This is a genomic window from Streptomyces sp. NPDC055078 (assembly GCF_053607985.1).
Map to the genome: position 1 here is coordinate 1 of NZ_JBSGUP010000673.1, position 4,424 is coordinate 4,424.

The 4,424-nt window shown below is 70.4% G+C and carries 4 protein-coding genes; all 4 read left to right on the forward strand.

Annotation, left to right across the window (positions count from 1 at the left end):
• Nucleotides 1-797: BMP family ABC transporter substrate-binding protein (locus ACWF94_RS34545; protein WP_453497840.1), on the forward strand; the 797-nt coding region annotated here is incomplete at its 5' end.
• Nucleotides 798-826: 29 nt separating this feature from the next.
• A complete protein-coding gene (locus ACWF94_RS34550; RefSeq protein WP_453497843.1) occupies nt 827-2,383 on the forward strand; it encodes an ABC transporter ATP-binding protein in 1,557 nt (518 codons plus the stop codon).
• Nucleotides 2,380-3,561 carry an ABC transporter permease gene (locus ACWF94_RS34555; RefSeq protein WP_453497846.1) on the forward strand — a complete coding sequence of 394 codons (1,182 nt, stop codon included), beginning with the start codon at nt 2,380-2,382 and terminating at the stop codon, nt 3,559-3,561. The genes ACWF94_RS34550 and ACWF94_RS34555 overlap by 4 nt, the downstream gene beginning before the upstream one ends.
• Nucleotides 3,558-4,424, forward strand: an 867-nt coding sequence (locus ACWF94_RS34560) for an ABC transporter permease (protein WP_453497849.1), incomplete at its 3' end; no start/stop codon positions are given. The genes ACWF94_RS34555 and ACWF94_RS34560, both read left to right, overlap by 4 nt.

Sequence of the window (4,424 nt, forward strand, 5' to 3'; positions counted from 1 at the left end):
GCAGTGTGCCCCCGAGCGACGCGCTCACCGCGGCACGCGCGCTGTGCCAGCAGAAGGTCGACCTGGTCGCGATCGGCGCGAGTGAGCTGAAGACCGCCATCCCCGCCTCGGCGGAGGCGGTCTGCGGCAGGACCGCCTGGTACGTGCCGATGCAGGGGAACATCGATCAGACCCCGCAGATCCTGCTGTCCACCGACGACCCCCGGCAGACCCTGCTCGTCGCCGGCTATGCCGTGGGCCTGAAGATGAAGGCGGCCGGCCACACCAAGGCGGGGTTCATCACCGGCATCAAGGCCGACTACAGCATCGCCGCCTCCACGGCCTTCCTCGCCGGGATCCGGCAGGTCGTGCCGAAGGCCACCCTGACGACCACCTACACCGGCGACTTCAACGACTCGGCGAAGGCCAAGGAAGCCACCCAGGCGCAGATCAGCCAGGGCGTCAAGGTCATCTACCCCTACCTCGGCGGCGCGACCGACGCCTCGGCGAAGCTGGCGAACGCCGGCGGCGCGCTGACCCTCACCCCGGGCACCGACCGGTGCGCCTCGACCAGCCCTAAGTTCGACATCTCGGTGATGTTCAGTCCGGGCGACTACTTCCGTGCCGCACTGGAGGAGTTCGCCGAGAACAACCTGAAGATGGGCACGACGCGCGTGTGGCAGCTGGGTGTCGACCCCTACCCGACGGTCAAGATCTGCGATGGCCAGGGCGACGAGGAACAGCAGCTGGCGCAGTTCATGAAGAAGGTCGGCAGCAAGAAGATCGACCCCGCGGCCGAGGCCGAGCGCCTCGGCTGACGTGCCGAAACCCACGAGGAAGATCAGCGATGACACCGACGACCTCAGCGGTTCCGATTCTCGAACTGCGCGGCATCACCAAGTCCTACGGATCCGTCACGGCCTGCGACGCCGTGGACCTCAGGGTCGACGCCGGCGAGATCCACGGACTCCTGGGCGAGAACGGGGCGGGCAAGTCCAGCCTCATGAAGGTCCTGCTCGGGCTGGTCCGGCGCGACGCCGGCACCGTACTGGTGCGCGGCGACGAGGTCGCGCTGGACAGCCCGCAGGAAGCGGCCGGACTGGGCATCGGCATGGTGCATCAGCACTTCAGCCTGATCAACGGGCTGACCGTGTGGGAGAACGTGGCGCTCGGCGACACCGGCAAGGTGAACAAGCAGGCGGTCTGTGCCGGTATCGCCGAGGTCTCCGCCAGGTACGGGCTGCCGATCGACCCCGAGGCGCGCGTGGACGCGCTCTCGGCCGGCGAACGGCAGCGGGTCGAGGTGGTCAAGTGTCTGCGGCGGAACCCGCAGATCCTGATCCTGGACGAGCCCACCTCGGTGCTGACCCAGAGCGAGTCCCAGGAGCTGTTCGCCGTGCTCGGCCGTGTGGTGCAGGAGGAGGGGCGCGCTGTCATCCTCATCAGCCACAAGCTCGCCGAGATCGCCCAGGCGACGGACCGGGTGACGGTCCTGCGCAAGGGCCGTGTCGTCTTCCGGGCGGTCACGGGCGAAACCACTCCACAGCTGCTCGCCCGGCAGATGGTGGGCCGTGAGGTGTCGCTGGGCGAGGAAGGAGCGGCCCTCGGCCTGCTGCCGGTGCGGCGGGCGGGCACCGGGGGGAGCGGGGCGCGGGACCCGCAGCAGCCCGTCCTGCGCCTCGCCGGACTCACCGTCGTACACGGCGGGGTGAGGGTTCTCGACGGTGTCGACCTGACTGTGGGCGAGGGTGCGATCGTCGCCCTCTACGGCGTCGAGGGCAACGGCCAGGCGACGCTCGGCGATGTTCTCGCCGGACTGGTCGTGCCGACCGGCGGCACCGTCGAGGTCGCCGGGAACCGGGTCGACATGACCAGGCCCGGAGCACTGTCCGAGGCCGGTCTCGGCATCGTGCCGGAGGACCGGCACCACAGCGGCGTCGTCCTCGACATGAGCGTCGCCGAGAACCTGACGATGAAGTCGCTGAACGAGGTCAGCGGCCGGTTCCTGCTGCGGCGGAGCGCGATGCTCGCCCGGGCCCGCCGCCTCGCGGACGAGTTCAACATCGTCACACCGTCGCTGGACGCGCCGGTGCGCAGCCTCTCCGGCGGCAATCAGCAGCGGCTCGTACTCGCCAGGGAACTGTCCGGCCACACCCGCGTCCTGGTGGCCGCGCAGCCCACCCACGGGCTTGATGTCGGTGCCATCGAGGACATGTACTCCCGACTGCGCGGGGCGGCGGACGACGGCGTCGGAGTACTGCTCATCTCCACCGAACTTGAGGAAGTCATGGCCCTGGCAAGCCGGATCGCGGTGATCTCCTCGGGGCGGATCACCGGAGCACTCCCCATCTCCGAGGCGACCCCCGAGCGGCTCGGCATGCTGGTGGGCGGTGAGGCCGCATGAGTGCCGCCTCGCCGATGGATCCGGACGACCTCGGCCGGCGCTTCCTCACCCGGCTCCGGCCGGGGCGCGACGGCCGGCTGACAGCGGGCGTCACCATCGTGCTCGTCGCCGTCGCCCTGGGCGTGTCCGCGCTGCTGCTCACGCTGACCGGAGCCTCGCCGAGTGCTTCGCTGTCCGCGATATGGACCGGGAGTCTGGCCGACGCCACCGGGTGGTCGGCGACGCTGCTCCACGCCGCGCCGCTGCTGCTGGTGGCGGTCGGTGCGTCCATCTGCGCGTCCGCCGGTACGTTCAACATCGGACAGGAAGGGCAGGTGCTCATCGGCGGCCTGGTCGGAGCGTGGGTCGGGCTGCGGCTGGCCCTGCCCGGCCCGATGCTGGCCGTCGCGGTGATGGCCGCCGCGGCGGTCGGCGGTGGCGCCTGGGCCGCGCTCAGCGCACTGATGTACCGCTTCCGCGGCGTCAACGTCGTGGTGAGCACCCTGCTGATGACGTTCCTCGCCATCCAGCTCGTCACCTTCGCGGTCAGCACCCCATGGCTGCGGGAGAGCGCGCAGGGCTCCTCCGGCATCGCCGACGCGCAGTCCAACCCACTGCCGTCGAACGCCCTGCTCGCCGACTTCGGGCAGCACCCGTCGCTGCGGCTTAACACGGGACTGTTCATCGCGCTCGTCGCGGCCATCGGCGTCGCGCTCGTCCTGAGCCGCAGCCGGTGGGGCTTCCGGGTGCGTATGGTCGGACTGAATCCGCTGACGGCCAAGCACACCGGTGTACGGGTGGCCGCGCTCGGCGGCCTCACCCTGGCGCTGTCCGGCGCCCTCGCGGGGCTGGCGGGCGGGCTACTGCTGGCCAGTCCGGTCAGCCCCAACCGGCTGCAGGCCGGGCTCTCGGACAACGTCGGCTGGGACGGTCTGCTCGTCGCGCTCGTCGCGCGCAACCGGCCCCTGATCGCGATCCCGGTGGCGTTCGGATTCGCCGTGCTGCGTGCGGGCGGCGACTTCCTCTCGGCCACCGGGGTGCCGTACTACCTCATCGACATCGTCAAGGCGCTGTTCGTCCTCGCGTTCGTCGCGCCGCCCATCCTCGTCGGCCTCTACCGCAGGCGTCGCGGTGCCACACCGCCGACGCCGTCCCCTCTGTCCGTTGTCCCGACCAAGACGAAGGCGGCCGCCGCGTGAGCGTTCTGGACAGCACCGAGACCATTCTGGCGAGCGGTGTCCGGCTGACCGTGCCGCTGGCGTTCGCCGCCTGTGGCGAGTATCTGGCCCAGCGCGCCGGAGCGATGAACATCTCCGTCGAGGCGATGATGCTCGGCGCCGCGTTCTCCTCCGTCGCCGCCGCGAGTGCGACCGGCAGCGCCACCGCCGGTCTCGCGGCCGGCGTCGTCACCGGCCTCGTCATCGGCTTCGTGCACGGCAACCTCTCCCACCGGGCGCAGATCAACACCTTCGTCATCGGTCTGGTGCTGAACGCGCTGGTACTCGGGCTGACGAGCTATCTGATCACGACGGAGAAGTTCACCTCGCACCAGGTCGGGGTGCTGTCGATCCCGCTGCTGCGGGACATCCCGCTCATCGGCGAGCCGCTGTTCTCCGGACGCTGGCCGGTCTACCTGCTGATCCTGCTGGTGCCGCTCACCTGGTGGCTGGTGTCGCGCAGCCGCTGGGGTCTGGAACTGCGGGCGGTGGGGGAGAACCCGCAGGCCGCCGATGTCGCGGGCATCAAAGTCAACGTGCGGCGCCGGCAGGCCCTGCTGTGGTGCGGCGCACTGGCCGGTCTCGGCGGCGCCTACCTCGCGGTCGGCGAGGTCGGATCGTTCAACCAGAACATGACCGCAGGACGCGGGTACATCGTCATCGCCGCGGTGATCTTCGGGGCGTGGCGGCTCGGCCGTACCCTGCTCGGCTGCCTGGTGTTCGGCCTCTCCGACGCGATGCGCCTGGCGCTTCCCGCGCTCGGTGTCACCCTCAACCCCCAACTGCTCGTCGCGGCACCGTATCTGCTCGCCCTCCTCGCCATGCTGCTCTTCGCCACCCAGCAC